Source organism: Intrasporangium sp. (assembly GCF_036566125.1).
In the GTDB taxonomy this organism is placed as follows: Bacteria; Actinomycetota; Actinomycetes; order Actinomycetales; family Dermatophilaceae; genus Intrasporangium.
In genome coordinates, this window is record NZ_DATCWX010000195.1 from 1 (window position 1) to 23,482 (window position 23,482).

At 69.2% G+C, this 23,482-nt stretch carries 18 protein-coding genes and 1 other RNA gene; 5 read left to right on the forward strand and 14 right to left on the reverse strand.

All coding sequences use genetic code 11. From position 1 onward, the window contains the following. Positions 1–191: 191 nt before the first annotated feature. From VIR15_RS11600 to VIR15_RS11625, 6 genes are all read right to left on the reverse strand, one after another. Positions 192–1,955: a DEAD/DEAH box helicase gene (locus VIR15_RS11600; protein WP_331927715.1), complete on the reverse strand. Its 1,764-nt coding sequence runs from the start codon at positions 1,953–1,955 to the stop codon at positions 192–194. Positions 1,956–2,043: 88 nt separating this feature from the next. Beyond that, positions 2,044–2,376, reverse strand: a complete 333-nt coding sequence (locus VIR15_RS11605; RefSeq protein WP_331927717.1) for a DUF3039 domain-containing protein — start codon at positions 2,374–2,376, stop codon at positions 2,044–2,046. Further along, a complete protein-coding gene (locus VIR15_RS11610; RefSeq protein WP_331927719.1) occupies positions 2,373–3,194 on the reverse strand; it encodes a glutamate racemase in 822 nt (273 codons plus the stop codon). The genes VIR15_RS11605 and VIR15_RS11610 overlap by 4 nt, the downstream gene beginning before the upstream one ends. A 35-nt stretch (positions 3,195–3,229) precedes the next feature. Beyond that, positions 3,230–3,790 (reverse strand): YqgE/AlgH family protein, encoded by a 561-nt coding sequence (locus tag VIR15_RS11615; protein WP_331927721.1) that lies wholly within the window; start codon positions 3,788–3,790, stop codon positions 3,230–3,232. 32 nt (positions 3,791–3,822) lie between these two features. Next, the gene (locus VIR15_RS11620) at positions 3,823–5,778 is read right to left on the reverse strand and encodes a DEAD/DEAH box helicase (protein ID WP_331927723.1); all 1,956 of its coding nucleotides are present in this window, start codon (positions 5,776–5,778) and stop codon (positions 3,823–3,825) included. A 277-nt stretch (positions 5,779–6,055) separates the two neighbouring features. Then, on the reverse strand, positions 6,056–6,406 hold the full coding sequence (locus tag VIR15_RS11625) for a VanZ family protein (RefSeq protein ID WP_331927725.1): 351 nt from the start codon (positions 6,404–6,406) through the stop codon (positions 6,056–6,058). A 99-nt stretch (positions 6,407–6,505) separates the two neighbouring features. On the opposite strand from VIR15_RS11625, the gene VIR15_RS11630 reads away from it, so the two are divergent. Further along, complete coding sequence (locus VIR15_RS11630) at positions 6,506–7,129, forward strand: SIMPL domain-containing protein (protein WP_331927727.1); 624 nt, start codon at positions 6,506–6,508, stop codon at positions 7,127–7,129. A 51-nt stretch (positions 7,130–7,180) separates the two neighbouring features. Continuing rightward, complete coding sequence (trxA, locus tag VIR15_RS11635) at positions 7,181–7,567, forward strand: thioredoxin (RefSeq protein WP_331927729.1); 387 nt, start codon at positions 7,181–7,183, stop codon at positions 7,565–7,567. 58 nt (positions 7,568–7,625) lie between these two features. Here trxA and VIR15_RS11640 read toward each other — a convergent pair whose 3' ends face one another. Next, positions 7,626–8,588: a DUF389 domain-containing protein gene (locus VIR15_RS11640; protein WP_331927731.1), complete on the reverse strand. Its 963-nt coding sequence runs from the start codon at positions 8,586–8,588 to the stop codon at positions 7,626–7,628. 346 nt (positions 8,589–8,934) lie between these two features. Between VIR15_RS11640 and VIR15_RS11645 the strand changes: the two genes are divergently transcribed. Further along, on the forward strand, positions 8,935–10,767 hold the full coding sequence (locus VIR15_RS11645) for a CHAT domain-containing protein (RefSeq protein WP_331927733.1): 1,833 nt from the start codon (positions 8,935–8,937) through the stop codon (positions 10,765–10,767). Between the two features lie 56 nt (positions 10,768–10,823). Here VIR15_RS11645 and VIR15_RS11650 read toward each other — a convergent pair whose 3' ends face one another. Together VIR15_RS11650 and ssrA are read right to left on the reverse strand one after the other, a co-directional pair. Then, the gene (locus VIR15_RS11650) at positions 10,824–11,624 is read right to left on the reverse strand and encodes a hypothetical protein (protein WP_331927735.1); all 801 of its coding nucleotides are present in this window, start codon (positions 11,622–11,624) and stop codon (positions 10,824–10,826) included. A gap of 82 nt (positions 11,625–11,706) precedes the next feature. Then, positions 11,707–12,073: a transfer-messenger RNA gene (gene ssrA, locus VIR15_RS11655) on the reverse strand. 199 nt (positions 12,074–12,272) lie between these two features. Here ssrA and VIR15_RS11660 point away from each other — a divergent pair. Then, complete coding sequence (locus VIR15_RS11660; protein WP_331927737.1) at positions 12,273–15,647, forward strand: pyruvate carboxylase; 3,375 nt, start codon at positions 12,273–12,275, stop codon at positions 15,645–15,647. Positions 15,648–15,787: 140 nt separating this feature from the next. Here VIR15_RS11660 and ligD read toward each other — a convergent pair whose 3' ends face one another. Beyond that, entirely contained in the window at positions 15,788–17,407 is a 1,620-nt protein-coding gene (ligD, locus tag VIR15_RS11665) for a non-homologous end-joining DNA ligase (protein ID WP_331927739.1), read from the reverse strand. Between the two features lie 32 nt (positions 17,408–17,439). After that, on the reverse strand, positions 17,440–18,096 hold the full coding sequence (locus VIR15_RS11670) for an ion channel (protein WP_331927741.1): 657 nt from the start codon (positions 18,094–18,096) through the stop codon (positions 17,440–17,442). Between the two features lie 122 nt (positions 18,097–18,218). On the opposite strand from VIR15_RS11670, the gene VIR15_RS11675 reads away from it, so the two are divergent. Continuing rightward, positions 18,219–20,063: a glycoside hydrolase family 15 protein gene (locus VIR15_RS11675; protein ID WP_331927743.1), complete on the forward strand. Its 1,845-nt coding sequence runs from the start codon at positions 18,219–18,221 to the stop codon at positions 20,061–20,063. 43 nt (positions 20,064–20,106) lie between these two features. Here the strand turns inward: VIR15_RS11675 and VIR15_RS11680 are convergent, their stop codons facing one another. The 3 genes from VIR15_RS11680 to VIR15_RS11690 form a co-directional block, all read right to left on the reverse strand. Then, positions 20,107–22,047: a DUF2207 domain-containing protein gene (locus tag VIR15_RS11680; RefSeq protein ID WP_331927745.1), complete on the reverse strand. Its 1,941-nt coding sequence runs from the start codon at positions 22,045–22,047 to the stop codon at positions 20,107–20,109. 7 nt (positions 22,048–22,054) lie between these two features. Next, positions 22,055–22,528, reverse strand: a complete 474-nt coding sequence (gene smpB, locus VIR15_RS11685; RefSeq protein WP_331927747.1) for an SsrA-binding protein SmpB — start codon at positions 22,526–22,528, stop codon at positions 22,055–22,057. Between the two features lie 184 nt (positions 22,529–22,712). Next, the coding region (locus VIR15_RS11690; protein ID WP_331927749.1) for a peptidoglycan DD-metalloendopeptidase family protein at positions 22,713–23,482 on the reverse strand (770 nt) is incomplete at its 5' end.

Here is a 23,482-nt window from a genome sequence, read left to right on the forward strand (position 1 = left end):
ACCGCGCGGTAAGCGGGTGTGTTGCGGAAGAGGGTGGGTCGAGGGGTGATCGTCAGCGGCGCCCTGTCCGAGACGAGCCTCCAGTCGATCGCGGAGAAGGTCGAGGGGTCGATGACCCCCTGCGCGTCAACTACCGCATGGCAGAAGATGACGACGTCGCGAGATTCGGCTCGACAGGATCGGCTACCGACTCAACGCCGGCCGACCAACCAGTTGCGGATCCGTTCGATCCGCTCCGTGACCTGCTCGGACGAGGCTGCGGCGAGATCGGGCCCACCACACGCCCGCCGCAGGTCCAGGTGGACCGTGGCGTGCGGATGGCCCTTCTGCCTGGCGTAGGCAGAGACGAGCTTGTTGAGCTCCTTGCGCTGAGCGGCGAGCGCCCGGTGCTGGGCGACGGGTGGCGCGCTCGTGGGCTTGGGTGACTTCTTCACCTGCTTGCGTTGCCGCTCATGGAGCAGCGCCGCGACCTGGTCCGGCTCGAGCAGGCCCGGCAACCCGAGGTACTCCTCTTCCTCCTCGGACCCGACCTGCGCGTGCATCCCCCACTGCTGCTTGTCGAAGAGCACGTGGTCGAAGTGCGCCTCGGACTCGAGCGCCTCGAAGGCTCCCTCGTCGAGCAGGCCGGCGCTCGCCTTCTCCTCGCGCATCGCCTCGTCGAGCAGGCCCTGCTCCTCCGCCCACATCGCGGCGACGTCGCCCTCCGCCGCCGGCTTCCGGTCGAGGGCATGGTCGCGCTGCTCCTCCAGCCGCGCCGCATGGTCCAGGACGACGGGCACGGACGGGAGGAACACGGAAGCCGTCTCGCCACGCCTCCGCGCCCGGACGAATCGACCCACCGCCTGGGCGAAGAAGAGCGGGGTGGAGGTCGACGTGGCGTACACGCCGACGCTGAGCCGTGGCACGTCGACACCCTCGGACACCATCCGGACGGCCACCATCCAGCGCGACGTCCCTGCAGCGAACTCCTCGATGCGCTGGGAGGCGCCCGCGTCATCGGACAGCACCACGACGGGAGGTTCGCCGGTCAGCGCTCGGAGGTGAGCGGCATACGCCCTCGCCTGGGTCTGGTTGGACGCGATGACGAGGCCGCCTGCGTCGGGCACCCCACGCCTGACCTCGGTGAGCCGCTTGTCGGCGGCGGCGAGAACCGAACCGATCCACTCTCCCTTCGGGTCGAGGGCGGTGCGCCAGGCTTGCGCGACCTGGTCCTTCGTCATCGGGGTGCCGAGGCTCGCGGAGATCTCGTCGCCCGCCTTGGTGCGCCAGCGCATGTTGCCGCCGTAGGCGAGGAAGAGGACAGGGCGCACGACGCCGTCACGCAGGGCCTGCGCGTAGCCGTACGCGTAGTCACTTGAGGAGGTCAGGACTCCACCCGCGTCGAGCTCATAGCGCACGAAGGGGATCGGCGACGTGTCCGAACGAAACGGCGTGCCGGTCAGCGAGAGTCGGCGCGCGGCCGGCTCGAACGCCTCGCGGATCCCGTCCCCCCAGCTCTTGCTGTCGCCGCCGTGGTGGATCTCGTCGAGGATGACGAGGGTGGGCCGGGTCAGCGTCAGCTCGCGGTGGAGCGAGGGTCGCGAGGCAACCTGGGCATAGGTGACCGCGACGCCGTGGTAGTCCTCGGAGTGCCGCCCGACCGAGTTGGTGAACCTCGGATCGAGGCTGATCCCGACCCGGGCTGCCGCATCGGCCCACTGCGTCTTGAGGTGCTCGGTCGGCGCGACGACGGTGACCCGTTGGACGGTGCCGCGGGAGAGCAGCTCGGTCGCGACCCGCAGGGCGTAGGTGGTCTTGCCGGCACCGGGCGTGGCCACGGCGAGGAAGTCCCGCGGTTCGTCGCGAAGGTACGAGTCGAGGGCCTCCTGCTGCCAGGCGCGCAACTTGCTCGCGGTACCCCAGGCGGCGCGATCCGGGAAGGCGGGTGACAGGTGAAAGGCGGCCCCTGAACTCATAGGCCACCCACCGTAGGCGATCGCTGGAGACGACATGCCGAGGCCCCGCCCTGCTGGGCGGGGCCTCGACCGCGTGGTATCGGCCGACTCAGGGCGTGCCGCCCGAGTCGCCGCCGGAACCGCCGTCGCCACCGTCCTGCGGGTCTCGTAGGCCGTCGTAGATCTCCTTGCAGACCGGACACACCGGGAACTTCTGCGGGTCGCGGCCTGGCACCCAGACCTTGCCGCAGAGGGCGACCACCGGGTCTCCGCTGAGCGCGCTCTCGAGGATCTTCTCCTTGCGGACGTAGTGCGAGAAGCGCTCGTGGTCGCCCGGCTCCTGGAGCTCCTCGCGGACCTCCTCGCGCTCGATCGTCGCGGTGCCGGTGCTGCGCAGAGGCTGCGGCTCGGGTTCGAAGGGGTCGGGAGGCATCACGCTCATGACGAAAGTGTAGGCCGTGGGTCCGGGCGGCCCAGCAGCTTGGCTCCCGGGGGATACGCCGCGAGCCGCTCCGGCAGGTGGCCCGGGCGACCGCTGAGCAGCACGGTCGGCGCCGCCGCGCTCGGGGCCGCATGCTCGTCCGGCTCGAGGCCGATGCGGCGCAACGTCTGCCGTGCGACGGCGACCGGCGAGTCGAAGATCGTCACGTCGACCCCCGTCTGCCGGCTCCATGCTTCAGCGATACGGTCGCCCACGAGCCCATAGTGCGTGCAACCGAGGACGAGGGCGCTGACGTCCCGGGGGGAGGCGGCAACCGCAGCGGCAATGGTCCGGTCGATCGCGTCCGGGTCGGCGAGCTCGATGGCCTCGGCGAGGCCGAGTGCCGCGATCGAGTGCGTCTCGATGTCCGACGCGAAGGCGTCGACGAGACCGCGGAGGTAGTCGCTCGACGACGTGGCCGCGGTGGACCAGATCGCCACCGGTCCGCCCGTCGACGCCGCCGGGCGGATTGCCGGGACGGTCCCCACGATGTGGACGTCCGGCTCGAACTCCTCGCGGAGGGCTGCCAAGCCGTGGACCGATGCGGTGTTGCAGGCCACCACGATGGCGGTGGGTTCATACGTCGCGGCGGACCTCGCCAGAGCCAGGACCAGCTCCCTGACCTCGTCGTGCGGACGGGGACCGTACGGCATGTGGTCGGGGTCGAGCGCCAGGACCAGCTCCAGGTCGGGCCGGAGGCTCCGGAGGGCGTCTGCGTAGCCGAGCAGGCCGATGCCGCTGTCGATGAAGGCGACCCGAGCGGGAGCTGGCGGGCCCACGATAGGGGGCGGAGCGGCATACGGCATGAATGGGCTCAGTTCATCGACGGGTCGTCGGGGAAGTTGGCGACGAAGGCGAGGCTGTCGCGCTGGCGGCGGAGGACGGCGCGCCACAGGCCGTCCGGGTCCGACGTGAACGTGTCTCGGACCTCGGCATCCACGACGTACCAGTCGCCGCGGAGGATCTCGCCCTCGAGCTGACCGCCCTCCCAGCCTGCGTAGCCGGCGAAGATCCGCATCCCGGCGAGCTCAGCTGCAACGACCGGTGTCGGGACGTCCAGGTCGACGAGGCCGATGGAGCCGAAGAGTCGCTTCACCCCGAGCGGCTCGGGCTCGTCACCCGGGACCGTGACGATGCCCAGGGCCGACGACGTCGCGACCGGTCCGCCCTGGAAGAGGACGGGTGGGGCCGTCACGACGCGTTGCCACCCCGGCAGCACGGAGTCGACCTCGGCCGACAGCGGCTTGTTGAGCACCACACCCTGCGCGCCGGCCTCGTCGTGGTGCAGCATCAGGATGACCGAACGATGGAACACGTCACCTTCGACGGAGGGGGTGGCCACGAGCAGGCGGCCGGTGTGGAAGGTCGAGCTCACGGGGGCAAGCCTTCCACACCGGGGGTCGTCGATCAGTAACGCGGTCGGCGACGGTCGCGCGTCCGGTTCTCGTCACCCCAGCGACCGATGAGGGGCTCGCCGTCACGCGCTCCCCGCTGCCGGCGGTCACCATGCTCATTGCGCTCACCACGTCGGTCTCCACGGCGGTCGTCGTGACCCGCGCCGTGGTGGGGGCGATAGCCACCCCGGGATCCCGCGTCGGGACGTCGAGGGCTTCGAGCGCCCCCGGGCCCGCGCTGGTGGCGCTTCGGGCCCTCGATGAGGCGCGCGAAGTCCGCGTCGGCGATCGGGACTCCGGACGGTGCCGTGGCACCCGTTGCCGTGATGATCGCGTCGCCGGGCGCGGCCTTGACCGGCGCGATGCCGAGCCCGGCATCGCGCAGCTGGCGCTCCATGGTCCGGCGCTGGTGCGGCAACGCGAGCGTCACCACCGTGCCCCGGTCACCCGCGCGCGCCGTGCGCCCGGAACGGTGCAGGTAGTCCTTGTGGTCGGCCGCCGGGTCGACCTGCAGCACGACCGAGACGTCGTCGACGTGAATTCCACGTGCGGCGACGTCCGTGGCAACGAGGACCGGCAGGGTGCCGTCCCGGAAGGCGCCGAGGACGCGGTTGCGGGCGCCCTGGCTCAGGCCGCCGTGCAGCGCGGCGGCCAGCACCCCCTGCTCGCGCAGCTGGCCGGCCACCCGGTCGGCACCAAGCTTGGTCCGGCAGAACACGAGGGTGCGCCCCGGGCGGTTCGCGACCTCGGCCGTGATGAGCTTCTTGTGCTGTGGGTCGATGAGGAGGACATGGTGCTCCATCGTCTCCACCGAGGCGGTCGCCTCGTCGGTCGAGTGGACCACCGGGTCCGTGAGGTAACGCTCGACCAGGTTGTCGATGCCGTTGTCCAGGGTCGCCGAGAAGAGCAGGCGCTGGCCGTCGGTCGGGATGAGGTCGAGGCTCGTCGTGATCTCGGCCATGAAGCCCATCTCGGCCATGTGGTCGGCTTCGTCGAGGACGGTGATCCGGATGTCGTCCAGCTCCACCGCGCCCCGCTCGAGCAGGTCGTTGAGCCGACCCGGCGTGGCAATGAGGATGTCGACGCCCTTGTTGAGCGCGTTGATCTGGGTGGTGTAGCTCAGGCCGCCCGCCACGAGCTTGTGGCGCAGCCCGACGACGTGGACGAGTGGCTCGAGCGCGTCCGAGACCTGCATCGCGAGCTCGCGTGTCGGCACGAGCACGAGGGCGTGGGGGCGACGCGGCGACCGGCGCAGGCCCAGGTCGAGGAGGCGGGCGATCAGGGGAAGACCGAAGGCGAGGGTCTTGCCCGAGCCGGTCCGGCCCCGACCGAGGACATCCTTGCCGGCGAGGGCGTCGGGGATCGTCGCCGCCTGGATCGGGAACGGGTCGGTGATCCCGTCCCGGGCCAGCCGCTCGACGAGCCGCTCCGGGAGGTCGAGGGCCGCGAAGCCGTTGTCCGCCCCGACCTCGACTGGACCATCGGAGACCGGTTTGCGGGTGGCCTTCGTCCACGCGTCGGCCTCGAGCCGCTCTGCCTCGGCATCCTCGAACGAGGTGGCCGCGAACCGGTCGCGGCCGGTGTCGCGCGGACGCCGTGCGTCGCGACGGGTGTCGGCGCCACGATCATCACGACGTGTCCACGCGCGGTCGTCACGACGGTTGTAGCCGCCACGGTCGTCACGACGGTCGTAGCCGCCACGATCATCACGACGGTCATAGCCGCCGCGGTCGTCACGACGGTCGTAGGAGCGGTGCTCGCCACTCCGCGGGCGCCATTCGCGACCGCTCGTGTGTCCAGTCGCCGAGGTGGCCGGACGTGAGGACCGAGCGCCGGGCTTCTGCCCGACCTCGCGTCCATCTCGACCACCACGGTGTGGCTTGGTGGCTGCAGCGGCGACTCGCGCCTTCTTCTGGGCAGGGGTCCAGCGAGCCTTCTTGGGCGCGCCGGACGTGGGCTTCTTGGGCATTGCGTATTCAACTCTTTCGACTCGAGCAGACTTCGTCTCGAGCCGTGAGTCAAGAACACGACCTGGCAGACGAGCCTCAGGCGCACCAGCTGCGCGCCCATGTCAACCGGGTGGGCATCGGTGCCACGCGGTGGTGTGGTCCGCTCCGCGTCGCTCGGGTCACACCGGATGGTGCGAGCTGCCGTTTCAGCCATCTCGCCGGCCGAGCCATATGAGTCGCGATTCGCGATCGGCTCGTCCACGGTTCCGAGATGGGTCGGAGTAGGACCCGTCGAGTTTACCAGCGGCCGGACCGTGCTCTGACCACGAGCGCCCCCGTCGCGAGGACGACGCCGGCGAGATCCGCAACAACGTCCCACGGGTCGCCCGAACGACCCGGGAGGAGCAGGTGCTGCGCGAGCTCGCTGACCAGGGCGTGCGCAGCGAACGCCAGCGCGACCAGCAGTGGTCTGCCGACGAGGCGCCCAACGAGGTAGGTCGGGAGGGCAAAGACGAGCACATGCACGACCTTGTCGGTCCACGACACCGGGCCGGTGACCGCGATGACCGGCCAGTAGAGGACGGCCAGGTGCACCACGACCGACAGCGCGGCCGTCGCGGCCCACCATCGCTGTCCATTCGTCGCCATATCCCCGCCATATCCCCCGCGATGCCCCCGTCATGTCCCCGCCGTCCCCGGCAGTCTACGAACCGGCCCGACGTCCGCCTGACCGGTTAGGTTGGAGTCATGCCAGAGCGCACCGTCAGCGTCATCGGGACCGGCCGCGCGGCCGTGACTCCCGACGTCGTCCGCCTCGACCTGCGCATCGGCCATGACGCGCAGGACGTCGCAGCCGCCCTCACCGGCGCCTCGAAGGGGATCGCAGCGGTCGGCCGGGTGGTCCGCGACCAGGGCGTGCCTGACCAGGACATCCGGACCCTCGACGCCAATGTCAGCCAGCGATATGACAACACCGGCACCCCGGTGGGCTTCACGGCCCAGCAGCGGCTCGGCGTCACCGTGCGCCGGCTCGACCAGGTCGGCCAGATCCTCGAGGCCGCCGCGTCCGAGGTCGGCAATGCGCTGCTCGTCGACCAGGTCCGTCTCGACGTGGACGACCGCTCCGAGGGGTTGGCCCGTGCCCGTGACGCCGCCTTCGCCGAGGCGCGCGCCAAGGCCGAGCAGTATGCCGCCCTGTCCGGCTCCGAGGTCGGCGCCGTCCTCGGAGTGGCTGAGTCCGGGGTCGTACCCGTCCAGCCCATGCGCCGGATGATGGCCATGGGCGCCATGGACTCCGCGGCCGGCATGCCGGTGGAGGGCGGTGATCTCGAGCTCACCGCGAGTGTCACGGTGACCTGGGAACTGCGCTGAGCGGCATACGGCGCCGGAATAACGATCCACGCACCATCCGTTGGGAGAGACATGGCAACCACAGAGCTGACCGCACAGACGTTCGAGCGCACGGTCCTCGACAACGACATCGTCCTCGTGGACTTCTGGGCGTCGTGGTGCGGACCGTGCCGCCAGTTCGCGCCCGTCTACGACGCGGCATCGGATGAAGCCGGCAACGAGGGCATCGTCTTCGGCAAGGTCGACACGGAGGCCGAGCAGGCGCTCGCCGGCGCCGCCAACATCACGTCGATCCCGACGCTGATGGCCTTCAAGGAGGGCGTGCTCGTCTTCTCGCAGCCCGGGGCCCTCCCCCAAACGGCGCTGCAGAACGTCATCGAGCAGGTCAAGTCGCTCGACATGGGCCCGGTCAAGGAGCAGCTCGCCGAGGAGGCGGCCACCAAGGGTGGCACTGCCTGAGTTTTCACATTGGGACGGCCGTGCCGAAGGTGCCGTTCAGCGACGGTGGACTCCGCGGTCACTCCTTGCGGCCAAGCCGCGAGATGAGTCGCGCTCTGCGGCGAGAGATGCGCGTCCAGATCGCCTGCTGGAGAGCGAGGGTCGCCCAGCCGGCGAGAGCCATTCCCGTGAGGTTCACCAGGAGCTGCAGCGAGCTTCCCCAGATTTCCTGAGGGACTCCGAACGCGAGGCCGAGGGCGACATTTCCCGCCGCAGGGATGGTGGTCACCGAGATGAAGACGCCCGACAGGCCTCCGACCCTCGCGGAGGTGAGCGACAGCACCCCGGCGGCCGCGGCGATCACGGCGACGATGAACGACCATTTGTCGGGCGTGTAGATGAACGCCGTCCCGGGTCTGGGGCCAGTCACGTCATGCAGGGTCACCCACCCCAGTGCGCGACCGAGCAGGGCGGCGACGGTCGTGGCCGCGATGCCGATGGCGAATCCGACGAGGAGGGTGCGGGACGCGAGCGCCAGCATGGTGAACCTTCGCCTGACCAGGGCGACGCCCAGGGCAGCGATGGCCCCGAACTCCGGGCCGAGAACCATCGCCCCGATGACCAGGATCTGCGAGTCGAGCACGATCGCGATTCCCGCGATCAGGGTGGCAAGGACCATGAAGCTGACGTAGGTCCAGTTGAACTCGGACTCCTCGTAGGAGCGCTGGGTTACCTCCGCCCAGACCACGGTGTCCGAGCTGCTTCCCGGCGTTCGCCGCTCGGCGTCGAAGCCTTGCCTGGACAGCCACGTGCGCACCGGCTCGATGTGGATGCTGCCCTCGTGATGAACGCCCAGCACTCGGAGCCGGTCGACGATGTCATTGGCCGCCTCACGGGCGACGTCTGCCAGGACGATGTCGCCCGGGGGGCGAACCGAGGCCTCCGAAATCAGCGCGAGGCTGCTGACCGCCGGATCATCGGACAAGACCTTCATGACCTCGCCCGTCAGACCTGCGGGCGCCGAGATCCGCAGACGCAACATGCGGTCAGTCTGTCGAAGGGGTCCTGCGAGACCAAGCGCTGCGGTCGCCCTTCGGCGGGTCGATCGCTGATGCCGGCGCCGTTGCACCTCCCAACACGGTCACTCCTTGTCGGGCAGGTGCCAGGTCTGGCGGCGATCGGCCTCTCTGACGTTGACCCACGCGCGCCCCAAGTACCTCAAGCCAGCCGAGCGGCTGGGTCGTCGGCGAGGCTGTGGGTCTTCGTCATCGGAGCTCTCAAGGGGGTGTCATCGACGTAGCTAACGGGAGCATCCGATGGGCCAATTCGAGTCTCACCGCTTCCGAGCCGAAGAGTATGTTGGTCCCATCCCGTAGTTCGGGGGGACCATGCCCGGAACCTATCTTGACTTCGACGTTCTGATCGAGCACGCGGCACAGGGCTACCGGGCGAAGGTGCTCGACTCACCGACCGGACAGGCTGCTGCTGATTTCTCGCTGCCCTTCTCAGCCCAGGACATGGAAATCTTCCTGCTGCGGCTCACCCGTTCGCTGAGCGAGGCGCGGCGACGGGTCCGCCGACTGGAGTCCCAGGAACGGGAACTGGTCAAGGGATTCGGGGGTCAGCTATTCCAGGCGATGTTCTCCGGTGCGGTGCTGGCAGCCTTGCAGGGCAGCTTGAACGAGGCCTTCCGGAAAGACGCCGGGCTGCGGATCCGGCTGCGCCTGACGGACACCCCTGAGCTGGCCGACGTGCCGTGGGAGTTCCTGTTCAACCCTGGCGCCAACCGATTCCTCAACCTCGCCCCGGATACACCGCTCGTCCGCTATCTGGACCTGCCGATGCCGGTTCGCCCGATCACGGTGACCCCGCCTCTGAGGGTCCTCTTGATGATCTCGAGCCCGACCGACTTTCCTCAGCTGGATGTCGGGGCGGAATGGGATCGGCTCAATGCGGCCCTGGCCGAGGTCGTCGAGAGGGGGCTCGTCACCATCACCCGGTTGCCCAGCGCCTCGCTTGCCGGCCTGCAACGGCCGCTCAGACTGGAGAAGTACCACATCTTCCACTTCATCGGACACGGCGGCTTCGACGAACATGCTCAAGACGGTGCTTTGGCGCTCGAGGATGCCCAGGGCCGGGCCCACCTGGTGAGCGGCCAGGATCTGGGGGTCATGCTCAGCACCCAGCACTCACTTCGTCTGGTCGTCCTGAACGCATGCGAGGGTGCCCGCGCCGCCACCTCGGATCCGTTCGCCGGAGTGGCCCAGAGTCTGGTCCAGCAAGGGATCCCTGCGGTGATCGCGATGCAGTTCGAGATCACCGATGAGGCCGCCATCACGTTTGCCGAGGAGCTCTACGCCGCCATCGCCGACGGTTACTCGGTGGACGCCGCGCTGGGCGAGGCTCGTCGGGCCATCTTCGCCTCAGGCAACGACGTGGAGTGGGCGACCCCCGTTCTCTACACCCGCTCGGCGAACGGGCAGCTGTTCAGGCTGACCAAGTCCTCGGAGGCGGCCCGGCAGGCGCAGGAGCAGGGGCAGCGGGAGGAGGCAGCCCGCGACAGCGCCACCAACGCAGCAGTGGAGCGAGTGCCGGGAAAGCCTGCCGCCGTGAACCGCGATGATGACAAGCTCGGCAACGCCTCCATCTCGGTAACTCGTCCTGACACGTCAGTCACTCCCGGGCCCCCGGGGACCCGGAGCTGGCTACGGCGGCATGCGCGACTCACGCTCGCAGTCCTGGCGCTCGCTGTCATCGCCGGCGTAGTCGTCATCGCATTGCAGGATCGACAGTACGACGCGTTGCTGAAGCTCGTCCCTGCCAGCATCCAGCCCAACTGCCGGAACGGGCGGGACGACGCGACCCAGAATTGGATGATCACGAGCAGCGGTGCGCTCGCTCAAGGCACATGCTCCGAAGACCCGTATTACCTCACGTATGGCCTTTGGTCGAACTCCTCAGGCGCGCAGAGCTTTGCCTCCCGGACGAATGAGGTCCCGGGCCAAGACATGGGCCCTTGCTCTCCGAACACGATCAACGAGATGAAGAAGATCCTCCCTGGCGCCACCGTGGCGTGCGGGGACAAGCCGGATGGTGAAGATTCAGGCATCTTCATGATCTGGAACGAGGATGGCTCACCTGTTGGAGCACAGTTCTGGATGGGCACTCATGACCAGGGAGAAGCGCTCAGTCGCTGGAAGACGGTGGTAGAGGCGCCGTAGCCACCGCGGCCCGGACCTCTGGTCGAAGATCTCGGGAACCGCGGCCACGTCAGCGGCTAGACCAGCTCGCGCGGGAGCACACGACGCCACTGCGCGCGGCGCTGCCGTCCCGCTGCCGTGCCCAGTTCCTCGCGGTCAGCCGGGTGCCGGTAGTAGTGCTCCAGCGTCAGCCACAGGCGTACCGCATCCGAGTCGAGCACGTCTGCATTGAAGGTCGGGCGGCCGCGATGCCCGTGCTCGTCGCGGGCGACGAGGCCTGGGCCGTGCACCTGGACGCAGCGGTGGACCCGGTGCTCGAGGGTCGGCACGATCCGCAGCATGTGGTCCCACTGCGCCGAGAAGCCGTGCCTGCCGTGCACGAAGTGCAGGCCATCGACCCCGACCATGAGCTGGTACAGCTCCGGCGGGCGGGCGACGGACAGCCCCAGCGCGATCATCAGGAAGCCCATGGGCAGCGTCAGCCACCACGGCACGTCGATGTCCCCGAAGCGGATCTGTCGGTCGACGACGAGCAGTCGCATCAGCTCGAAGTTCACGAGCAGCACCACACCCCAGATCACGAGCCCGAGGGGCATGAGCCCGAGCCTGGCGCGGGCAGGGAAGGTGATGGTCCGTCCGACGGGGTCGTGGATCGGCCGCCGCGGCAGGTGCCACGGCGATGCGACGGAGGCGACCAAAGTCAGCGCCAGCAGGTGCGCCGCCCAGACCCAGGCCTGGACGCTGGGTTCGTGGATCGCTCGGGCCAGCAGGACCAGGAACCCGACCAGGGGAAAGAGCGGCAGAGCCAGCAGGGGGTGCGGCCGGAACTTCTGCCGCTTGCGCCACGGCTCGGGGGTCAGGTCCGGGTCGCGCAGCACAGCCCCACCCTAAGCGGGAGGGCACGTCAAGGCTGGGACCCGCCCAACGGCATACGGCACAGCGTGACGTGGTCACCACAAGTGGTGGAGGTGGCGGGAATTGAACCCGCGTCCGATGACGAGAGACCAGGACTTCTCCGGGCGCAGTGCGCTATGGCTTTTCTCGGCCCCAGGGCTCGCACGCACACGTTCCCTGACAGGCCCAGTTGAGTAAGAGTCCCGCGTGGCCCCCCAACATGACCACGCAGCAAGTTTCCTAGCTGACGCCAGGCACTGAGTCGGAAACTAGCTCAGGCTGACGGACTTCGGAGCTCGCTCAGGCGGCGAGGGCGAAGTCGGTGCGCTTTGAGTTGGCACCTATTGGTTTGCAAGGAGCGTTAACGAGATAACCCTGCATCCTCGACCCGCTTCCCCTGGTGTGTCGACCACCGTCGAAACCGATCACCCCCATGAGGGGTGTCCACGTCACGCTGTGCACTTGTCAAACGCCGCTACTGCGAGACCACAGTATGCCTTGGTAACGACAGTGCCGCCACACACATTCCCCCAGACATACGCAGCCGTATGCCGCTGGGCTCGCTTGCACACTCACGCGCAGACAGCGCCAACTAGGCTGCCAGACGCACGCCGTCGATGCCTGGAGGTCACATGTTCCGCAAGGTCCTCGTCGCCAACCGCGGTGAGATCGCCGTCCGGGCCTTCCGGGCCGCGACCGAGCTCGGCGCCCGCACGGTGGCCGTGTTCCCCTACGAGGACCGCAAGTCGGAGCACCGGCTCAAGGCCGACGAGGCCTACCAGATCGGCGAGGAGGGGCACCCGGTCCGGGCCTACCTCGACCACGAGGGCATCGTGGCCAAGGCAGTCGAGTCCGGCGCCGACGCGATCTACCCGGGCTACGGCTTCCTCTCCGAGAACCCACTGCTCGCGGAGGCCTGCGAGCGCGAGGGGATCGCCTTCGTCGGCCCGCCACCGTCGGTGCTGCATCTGACCGGCAACAAGGCGCGGGCCCTGGCCGCCGCGCGGGACGCGGGCCTGCCGACCCTGCACGGGTCGGCGCCCTCGACCGACCTCTCGAATCTGGAGGCCGCGGCCGCAGGGATCGGCTTCCCGATCTTCGTCAAGGCGGTCTCCGGAGGCGGCGGACGCGGCATGCGTCGCGTCGAGGCCCCCGAGCAGCTCGCTGACGCCCTGCGCGCCGCGCAGCGCGAGGCGGAGTCCGCCTTCGGCGACCCGACCCTCTACCTCGAGGAGGCGGTGCGCAACCCTCGGCACATCGAGGTGCAGGTGCTGGCCGACGCCACCGGCGAGGTCGTCCATCTCTTCGAGCGAGACTGCTCGGTGCAGCGCCGGCACCAGAAGGTCGTCGAGATCGCCCCCGCCCCCAACCTCGACCCGGACCTGCGTGACCGCATGTGCGCGGACGCCGTCGCCTTCGCCCGGTCAATCGGCTACCGCAACGCGGGCACGGTCGAGTTTCTCGTCGGCGAGGACGGACGTTACGTCTTCATCGAGATGAACCCTCGCATCCAGGTCGAGCACACGGTGACCGAGGAGGTCACGGACATCGACCTCGTTGTCATGCAGCTGCTCATCGCTTCGGGCGAGACCCTCGCTGATGCCGGGATCCAGCAGGAGGACATCCGCACGCGCGGCTTCGCCATGCAGTGCCGGATCACCACGGAGGACCCGGCCAACGGGTTCCGCCCAGACGCGGGGACGATCACGACCTACCGCTCGGCCGGGGGTAGCGGGGTGCGCCTCGACGGCGGCACGATCTTCGTCGGCGCCGAGGTGAGCGCCCACTTCGACTCGATGCTCGTCAAGCTGACCTGCCGGGGACTCACCTTCCCGGTGGCGGTGCGCCGGGCGCAGCGTGCGCTCGCGGAGTTCCGGATCCGCGGGGTGGCAACGAACATCCCGTTCCTGCAGGCCGTGCTCGCGGATCCCGCCTTCAGGGAGGGCCGGGCGACGACCTCGTTCATCGACGAGCGGCCCGAGCTGCTGACCGCCCGGGTCTCGGCCGACCGGGCGACCAGACTGCTCACCTACCTCGCCGACGTCACCGTCAACCAGCCCAACGGCCCCGCCACGACGAGGGTGCGCCCTCGCACGAAGCTGCCTGCGCTGCCGGACGAGGCGGTGCCCCGGGGATCCCGGGACGTGCTCCTCGAGGTCGGTCCCGCCGAGTTCGCCCGCCGCCTGCGCGAGCGGACCGAGGTGGGGGTGACGGACACGACCTTCCGGGACGCGCACCAGTCGCTCCTCGCCACCCGGATGCGCACCCGGGACCTGCTCCACGTCGCCGGTCATGTCGCGCATCTGACGCCGCAGCTGCTCTCCGTCGAGGCGTGGGGCGGTGCGACCTACGACGTGGCGCTGCGGTTCCTGGCCGAGGACCCGTGGGAGCGTCTCGCGGCGTTGCGGGAGGCGATGCCCAACGTGCCGCTCCAGATGCTCCTGCGGGGGCGCAACACCGTCGGCTACACCCCCTACCCCACCGCCGTGACCGACGCCTTCGTCCGCGAGGCGGCCCGGACCGGTCTCGACATCTTCCGGATCTTCGACTCGCTCAACGACGTGACCCAGATGCGGCCGGCCGTCGACGCGGTCCTCCAGACGGGGACGTCCGTCGCGGAGGTGGCGCTCTGCTACACGGGCGACCTGCTCTCACCCGACGAGAAGCTCTACACCCTCGACTACTACTTGCGACTCGCCGAGCAGATCGTCGAGACGGGGGCGCACATCCTCGCCATCAAGGACATGGCCGGGCTGCTGCGGGCCCCGGCAGCGGCGCGCCTGGTCACCGCCCTCCGGGAGCGCTTCGACCTGCCTGTCCACCTGCACACGCACGACACCGCCGGCGGGCAGATCGGCACGCTGCTCGCTGCGATCGGCGCCGGCGTGGACGCCGTCGATGCGGCCACCGCCACCATGGCCGGAACGACGTCGCAGCCGCCACTGTCCGCTCTGGTCGCCGCGACCGACCACACCGACCGGCCCACCGGACTCGACATCCACAACGTTTTCGCCCTCGAGCCCTACTGGGAGGCGACCCGGCATCTCTACCGGCCCTTCGAGTCCGGTCTCGAGTCGCCGACCGGTCGCGTGTACTTCCACGAGATCCCGGGCGGGCAGCTGTCCAACCTGCGCCAGCAGGCCATCGCCCTCGGCCTGGGTGACCGGTTCGAGGCGATCGAGGACATGTACGCCGCGGCGAACCGGATCCTCGGCAACCTCGTCAAGGTGACGCCGAGCAGCAAGGTGGTTGGCGACCTGGCGCTAGCGCTCGTGGGCGCCGGTGCCGATCCGGCGGACTTCGAGGCGGAGCCGCAGAAGTACGACATCCCGGACTCGGTCATCGGCTTCCTCAACGGTGAGCTGGGTGACCCGCCGGGAGGGTGGCCGGAGCCGTTCCGGACCAAGGCGCTCGCCGGACGCCAGGCCAAGCCGCGCCTCACGGAGCTGACTCCCGAGCAGGAGCAGGCCTTGGCCGACAACCCGCGGCGCGCCCTCAACCACTTGCTCTTCCCCGCCCCGGCCAAGGAGTTCGAGGCCTCCCGCGAGGCGTACGGCGACCTCTCCGTCCTCGGCACTGTCGAGTTCCTCCACGGCCTCGTCCAGGGCGAGGAGTACGAGGTCGACATCGAACAGGGCAAGCGCCTCATCATCGGGGTCCAGTCGATCGGCGAGGCCGACTCCAAGGGCATGCGCACCGTGATGTGCACCCTGGGTGGGCAGTTCCGGCCGATCCAGGTGCGCGACCGGTCGGTTGAAGCCGACGTGAAGTCCGCGGAGAAGGCCGATCCAGCAGTTCCCGGACAGGTCCCGGCACCCTTCGCCGGCGTGGTGACCCTCACCGTGTCGGCCGGCGACACCGTCGAGGCCGGAGGGGTCGTCGCGACGATCGAGGCGATGAAGATGGAGGCCAACATCACGACACCCACGGCCGGCACCGTCTCCCGGGTCGCGATCGGGGCGCAGCAGCAGGTCGAGGGTGGCGACCTGCTCGTCGTCATCAGCTGACGCGGCAGGTGCGGATCGAGCAGACTCTCATCGGCCCAGCCTGACAAGTCCTTTGCGGCAGCCGGCCCGGCGCCAAGGTGAGGTGCGAGGCGAAGCCAGCTCAGCGGCATACGGCCAGGTGGTGCTGGGGCATGCGGAAGTCAGCGGAGCACCTGAAGGGTCTGGTCGTGCGCGAGCACCCCGCGGAAGAGGTCACCTCGTGCGTCCAGGCGATCGAGGATGGTGCGAATGGTGTACCGGTCGGGACGCAGGTCCGGGTCGTCGAGCTCGTCCCAGGTGATCGGAGCCGACACCGGCGCACCCGCCGAGGCTCGCGGGCTGTACGGCGCGACGAGCGTTTTGTTGACGGCGTTCTGCGTGTAGTCGAGGCGGGCCAGGCCGCGTCGCTCGCGCTTCTGCCATTTCCAGCTGACGAGCTCCGGCTGGGCGGCACCGATCGTCTTGGAGATCTTCTCTGCCCACTCGCGCGTCTCATCGAACCGGGGGCCGCTGGCGATCGGCACCCATACCTGGATCCCGCGCCGCCCGGTCACCTTTGGGTAGGCTCGCAGGTTCAGGTGCTCGAAGGCCGTGCGGTGCAGGCGCGCCAGCTCGACCACCTCCTCCCACGACGTGCGCTCACCCGGATCGATGTCGAAGAGGACATAGGACGGCCGATCTGGCGCATCGGTGGGTGAGGTCCATGGGTGCCACTCGAGCGCCCCGAAGCCGGCCACCCAGACGAGGGTCGCCGGCTCGTCGACGACGACGTAGTACTGGGTCTCGTCGGGGTCCGCCTGCTCGTTGTGCCAGCGGCCGATCCACTCAGGCGCGTGGTCGGGAATCTCCTTGTGCCAGAACCCCTTATGGGCCGCTCCGTCCGGGTAGCGGTGCATGTTCAGGGCGCGGCCGCGAAGGTAAGGCAACAGGACCGGTGCGATCCGGGCCGCGTAGGCGAGCAGCTCACGCTTGGTCACGGGCTCCTCGCCGGCTCGGGCGGGAAACAGCTCCTTGTCGAGGTTGGTGACCTTGAGCGTCCGTCCGAAGACCTCCCACGTCCCCTGGCGACCGAGGTCGGCGAGTGCCGCCAGCTCGTCCTCGGTGGGGCCCTCTCCGGGCTGTCCCTCGGCCGGCACGGAGGCCTCGGCGGCGGGCAGGTCCGAGCGCCAGAGCCGGTCCGGTGCCGCCTTGACCTCCTCGTTGGTGCGACCGCTGAGGACGGACGTGGGATGGTCCTCCGCATCCCAGCCGCTGACCGCGTCGGCGTCGTGCTTGTGCAAGAGGAGCCACTGCTCCTTGTCCGAGGACCGTTCCGGGCGGCCGGTGCGCACCAGGGCGAACCGGCCGTGCAGCCGCTCGCCGAACAGGTCCAGGTGCAGCTCTCCCATGCGCACTGCCTCCGCCGGGTCCTCCGTCTCGTGTGGTCGCCACGTCCCGCGGTCCCAGACGATGACATCGCCACCGCCGTACTCGCCTGCCGGGATGACACCCTCGAAGAGCTCGTACTCCATGGGGTGGTCCTCGACGTGGACGGCGAGGCGGCGCACGTCCGGGTCGAGCGTCGGCCCCTTGGGGACCGCCCAGCTCACCAGCACGCCGTCCATCTCGAGACGGAAGTCGTAGTGGAGGCGACGGGCCCGGTGGCGCTGTACGACGAAGCGGCGCAGCCCGTCCTCGGAGGAACGCGCCGCCGTGGATCCGCCGCCCGAGGGCTCGGGCGTCCGGCCGAAGTCACGCTTGCGACGGTACGGCTCGAGCAGCGCGTGCGGATCCTTGGCCATACCCGTGCCCTACCCGGCGGACGACAGCGCCATCACGAACCGGAGGAGGGCGCACGCCCACCCGAGTCGCCGTGCCGACTGCGGACGCGGTCGACGAGCCAGGACGACAGGGTCGCCGCGACCGCGCCAAGCAGCACCAGCCCGCCGAACATCAGCACCGCGGCCACCCATCGACCCGCGGAGGTGATCGGGTAGTAGTCGCCATAGCCGACGGAGGTGACCGTCACCACGACCCACCAGACGGCATCGCCGAAGTGACGGATGTTGGCCCCCGGTGCGTTCTGCTCGGCGTCGAGCACCGCGAGGGCGCCCATGAAGGCCAGCAGAACGGTCGTCGCCAACCCGTAGATCGTCAATCGACTCCGCACGGCTCCTCCGGTCTCTCCGCGGAGTGATGGGATGAGCCGCAGCAGACGGAGCAGCAGCAGCGGGCGCAGGGAAGGCACGAGGACGGCCGCGAGGTGTCCCAAGTGGGTCCGAATCCATTCACCGCGGGGGCGCGCGAGCACGACGCACACGACATACTGCGCGGCGAAGAGCAGCCAGATCACCCCCAGGAGCAGGCGCGGTAGGGCGTCATCAGGTGGCTGCACATTCGCGATGACCACCCACGCATACAGCACGGTGAAGACCACGGCCGCCGCGACCAGCGGCCACTCCGACAGTCGCTGCCAGCGGCTCAGCGTCATGGGATGACTGTAGGGCCGCGCCTGCTGCCACTCGGCGCACGACAGGCAGGTTCATCCGGTCCGGATGATGTCGCGTGACGACGGCCCGCCCAACAATCGGGGAGCAACCGAGGAGGCGCGTCATGAAAGACGGATACCCGCTCATCGAGGACCACGGCCTGATTGGGGACCTCCAGACCTCCGCGCTGGTGTCGACCGATGGCTCCATTGACTGGTTCTGCGCACCGCGGTTCGATTCGCCGAGTGTGTTCGGGGCCCTGCTCGACAAGGACAAGGGCGGGTACTGCCGCATCCGGCCGATCGCCGACGAGTTCACCACCAAGCAGCTCTATTTTCCCGACACCGCAGCCCTCGTCACCCGGTTCCTGACCGAGGAGGGTGTCGGCGAGGTGGTCGACTTCATGCCGGTGACGAGTTCACGCGTGCCGGCGGAGCACCACCGGATCGTGCGGCTGCTGCGATGCATCCGCGGGCAGATGACGTTCGAGATCGAGATCGCCCCGCGCTTCGACTACGGCCGCGAACCGCATGAGACGCAGATCAGCGAAGGCGGGGTCGTCTTCCGCGGGGCGGCCACCACGATGGCCGTCAGCATCGTGCGGGAACCCGAGGACGAGCAGCTGGGTCGTGGCGGTGCGGATGAGTCAGGCGACGTGCGCGCCCAGCTGACGCTTCACACCGGGGAGGCCCGCGGGATGATCCTCGACGTCGGGTCGACCGAAGCGCGCGAGACGAGCGTCGGTGAGGTGTGGGACCTCTTCAACGGCACCGTCGAGTTCTGGACGACGTGGCTCGAGCAGTCCACCTACACCGGGCGCTGGCGGGAGATGGTCAACCGTTCCGCGATCACCCTGAAGCTGATGACCTACGCGCCCAGCGGCGGACTGGTCGCCGCGCCGACAGCCGCGCTGCCGGAGCAGATCGGTGGCGAACGCAACTGGGACTACCGGTTCACGTGGGTCCGGGATGCGTCCTTCTCGGTGTACGCGCTGCTCGCCCTGGGCTTCATGGACGAAGCGGTGGCGTTCGGCGTGTGGATGCGGGAACGGGTGATGGACACCAGGACGAATGGTGGGGCGCCGCTGAACATCATGTACCGCGTCGACGGCTCCAGTGAGCTGAGCGAGGAGAGCCTCGAGCACTGGGCGGGCTACCGCGATTCCTTCCCGGTTCGGGTCGGCAACGGAGCCGCCGACCAGCTGCAGCTCGACATCTACGGCGAGATGATGGACAGCCTGTACCTGGCTGACCAACGCGGGTTCCAGATGAACTACGAGGGGTGGCTCAAGCTGTGTGGCGTGCTCGACTGGCTCGTCGACCACTGGGACCAGCCCGAGGAGGGCATCTGGGAGACCCGCGGCGGGCGGCAGCATTTCACGTACGGCCGTCTGATGAGCTGGGTCGCCTTCGACCGCGGCATCCGACTGGCCACCAAGCGAGGTTGGCCGGCCTCCATCGAGAACTGGACGCAAGCACGAGACGCGGTGTTCCGGCAGATCATCGAGAAGGGCTGGAGTGCGGATCGCCAGGCTTTCGTGCAGCACTACGACACGCAGGTGCTGGATGCCTCGCTCCTTCGCATGGCCGCCCTCGGGTTCATCAGCCCCACCGACCCGATGTGGCAGTCCACGCTCGACGCCATGGATGAGGAACTCGTCACCGACAGCCTCGTCTACCGGTACGACCCCGCAGCCTCGCCGGACGGCCTGCGCGGTTCAGAGGGCACCTTCTCGCTGTGCACCTTCACGTATGTCGAGGCGCTCGCCGGAGCAGGCCGGCTCGACAAGGCACGCATCACCTTCGAGAAGATGCTGACCTACGCCAACCACCTGGGCCTCTACTCCGAAGAGATCGCGCTGAACGGAGACCAGATCGGCAACTTCCCGCAGGCGTTCACGCACCTCGCCCTGATCAACGCGGCGATCACGCTGGACCGGGAGCTGAGCCGCCGGGCGGAGCACCGCTGACAGGACGCAGGTGGCTGGTTCCGTTGACCGACTGACCACCCCTTCACCAGGAGCCGGAGGAGGACCCTCCCCCACCGGAGCCGCTGAAGCCGCCGCCTCCCGAGAAGCCGGAGCTTCCGGATGAGCCGGGCGTCGACGTGAAGGTTCCCGTCGAGGTCGTCGAGAAGCTCTCCACACCGCTGGCGATGCTGCCGAAGTCAGGGAAAGCCGCGCCGCTCCAGACGTACCAGGACGGCATGAGGATCGGCTGGCCGACCGCCTCGGCCGCCTGGGCGACCTCCGCGAAGATGCTTGCCCACCGGTCCGCGACGCCGAAGACGACGGCATAGGGCAGGTAGCGGCTGAAGATGTTGCTCGCCTCCTCGAAGGCGATCTGCCCCGCCTCGGCCGTCGTGAGGTACTCCTTGAAGCCGAGGGACTGCGCGAGCACGGCCGAGCCCTCCGCGGTCTTGGCCGCCATCTTGCCGCCGAGGAACCAGACGATGGCGCCGGCAATGAGCAGGCCGACACCCAGCACGGCCCCACCGGTGAATCCTGCGCCCAGGAGGGCCGTGATGGCGCCCTGTCCGTAGAACAGGATCATCCCTCCGATGACGGCGAGGACGATTCCGAGACCCTGCCACATGCCGCGCTGGAGCTGCGGCGACGAGCGGAACCAGTGTCGCCTGACGACTTCGTCGTACATGTCCGACTGGATCCTCCGCAGCGTGCTGGCGAAGGTGTTCTTCAGGTCCGAGAGCGCGATGACATCCCCTCGGGTGCTGAAGATGCCGTCGAGGAGCCGGCGCTCGTAGGGCAGCAGTGTGTCATCGGCCGGAGGGCTGAGATGGACGAGGTTCCAGTCCGTCCGCTTGAACATGCTGCCGCCCTCGACCTCCTCGATGCGCAGGTACCCGCGCACCGCGAGGTCGATCACCGTCGCGGACACGTCGATGGGATTCGCCTTCTCGTCGAGGATCGTGCCGACGAGTCCCGGCGGCACGCCGGCGGGCGGGTGGAACTGGACCGCGACCGTGTCCGGCCCGCCCCGGGTCGTCGGCTGCGACTCCCGCTCGGTGACCGACGGCGTGAGGCCGGGCGTGAGGCCGGCGTACCGCTCGTCCCGCCCGCGGGTCCAGACGAGGGCCCCCATGACGGCGAGCGCGAGGACCGGGGCGGCGATACCGGCAGCGGTCGCAGCGGCGTTGGCGGCGGTTGCGGCGCCCCCGCCGACGGTCGAGTCGGCGTTGCCGTCGCGGACGTCCGGCTGCGGGTTGTCGAAAGCCGCAGCCGGGTACCCGGCGATGACGGTCATCGCCTCGCCGGGCGCGAGGCCCATGGCAGCGAAGGTCGTCGGACTGCCGGGTCTGGCCTGGCACTGGGTGTCACTGCCGGTCTCGCCCTCGTAGCAGGCGACCTGCGTCGAGGCAGCCGGCGCGTTGACGACGACGTTGACGCGCTCCCGCGGGGTCACCTCGTTGCTGCCGAAGACGTTGTAGTGGAACTCCACGGTGTCCGGCTTGCCACCGGTGCCTGCGATCGAGTTGAGGACGTTGTGCAGGGTGTAGCGCACTTCGTAGACCTGAGTGCCCTCGGTCCACTCGTCGGCGTTGCCGATCCGGATCTCCTGGGCCGCGCCGTTGTCGCTGACCTTGAAGTCGGCTGGGGCACCGGACGGACTGCTCACCCGGACGTCGGTCAGCTGGAAGTACCGGTACTTGCCCGCCTGGTCCTGGTAGCCCATTCGCACGACGATGTTGCGGAAGATCCCATGCCGCTGCTCACCGGGCGGGAAGCGCCACGTGATCGTCTCGGAGACGTGCACGCTGCCGTCCGGCTGCAGGTCATAGACCACGGCGAACCGCTCCATGGCCTCGTCGCCGACGGCCCGTGCCGTGCCTGCCGGGACGAGCACCGCAAACGCCGCGGCGAGGAGGAGGACCAGCAGCGCCGGGAGCCTCGTCCTCGACCGCATCTCCTGCGCCCCCTTCGACTGTCCGCTCATCTGCCGGTCATCCCTTGCGGCGTGCGGCGCTCACGGCGCGCTCGGCTTCACGGCGGTCCTGCCGCTCACGGAGTGCGTGGCGCTTGTCGTACTGCCGCTTGCCGGTCGCGAGGGCGATCTCGACCTTGGCGCGGCCGTCCTTGAAGTACAGCGCCAGCGGCACGATGGTCCGGCCGCTCTCGCGCGTCTTACTCGCGATCTTGTCCAGCTCGGACCGGTGCAGCAGGAGCTTGCGCTTGCGCCTGGGCGCGTGGTTCGTCCAGGTCCCGTTGAGGTACTCGGGGATGTGGACGTTCTCGAGGTAGAGCTCGTCCCCGGTGAACATCGCAAAACCGTCGACGAGCGACGCACGGCCATGGCGCAGGGCCTTGACCTCGGTGCCGGAGAGCACGATGCCAGCCTCGAAGGTGTCCTCGATGTGGTAGTCGTGGCGGGCCTTGCGATTGCTCGCGATGAGCGACCGCCCCTTCTCCTTCGGCACCGGACCGTCCCTTCTCCACGCAGCACGTCACAGCAGGTCGTATGCCGCTGGGCTGGCTTCCATCCGGCGGCGCCCCCACGCTACCCCGAGGAGGAGGCCACCCCGTGATCGAGTGAACAAGATCTGTGGGACCCGACCCAGCGGCATACCCCAAAGCTGTCCATTCGATCGAGAAGTGGGCCGCTCAGAGCCAGTTGCGGGGGTTGACCGGAGTGCCGTCCTCGTAGACGCCGAAGTGCAGATGGCAGCCGGTCGAGTAGCCGGTGGTGCCGCTGTAGCCGATGAGCTGGCCGCGCTGTACGGTGCCGCCCCATGTGACGATGCTCGACAGGTGGTTGTAGCTCGTGACGAGGTCGACGCCGCGGTGGATGCCGTGGTCGATGAGGATCTGGTTGCCCCAGCCGCTCTCGCGCCATCCGGCGCGGATCACCGTGCCCGGGGCCGCTGCGCGGACGGGCGTGCCACACGCGATGCCCCAGTCCAGGCCGTCGTGGAGCATCCACTTCTGGAGTACGGGGTGCCAGCGCATGCCGAAGCCGGAGGTCGTCCGGCCGTAGGCCGGGTAGGACAGGTAGTTGGACGGTGTGGGGTCGCTCTGCACGGGCGCCGGGATCCTCGGGGTGTAGGTCTTCCCGTTCCGGGCCGCCGCAGCAGCCTTGGCGCGCTCGGCCCGGATCTTTGCGTCCCGCTCCGCCTTGAGCTTGGCCAGTCGCCTCTGCTCGGCGAGCCGGGCCTGGCGCGCCCGCTCCACGAGAATCGCCTTGAGGCGTGCGGCTTCGCGCTCTGCGGAGGCAAGCTGCGCGCGCTCGTCTGCACGCTGGACCTTCAGGTCGGCTGCAAAGGCGGTCTGCTGGGTGTTGAGGGAGTCGAGGTCGGCTTTGGCTGCGGCAGCGTTGCTCGTCGCGGTCGCCGCGTTGTTCTTCGCGACGACCGCCTGCTCGCGCGCCGTCGCCG